Source organism: Lyngbya sp. CCY1209, from assembly GCF_055795065.1.
The window spans coordinates 1-293 of record NZ_JAYFER010000393.1; the positions used below are offsets into that span (position 1 = coordinate 1).

A 293-nucleotide genomic window follows, 5' to 3' on the forward strand; every position below is an offset into this window, starting at 1 on the left:
GCGATCGCAACATCGGCTGTCGGCTGGGTATTGAGAACCACCGTAAATTCTGCCGTCCCCCCGTCTTCCGTCGTGGTCAAACCTGCCGTGGGGTTGACGGTAATTCCGGCGGTATCGTTGTCGGCATTGCTGACGGCGACATCGGCGGCATTGAAACCGCTGTAGTTGGCATCGTCGCTGGTAGCCGGTCTCACTTCGATGGTGTAGGCTTGAGGCCCGTCAACTACGGAGTCGTCCACCCCCGTCACGGTCACGGTTTTGGCCGTATCCCAGTCGTCGGGGGTGAATACCAG

General features: G+C 60.1%; 1 protein-coding gene. It reads right to left on the reverse strand.

From position 1 onward, the window contains the following. Positions 1-293, reverse strand: a 293-nt coding sequence (locus AC0QHF_RS11430) for a hypothetical protein (RefSeq protein WP_324704337.1), incomplete at both ends; no start/stop codon positions are given.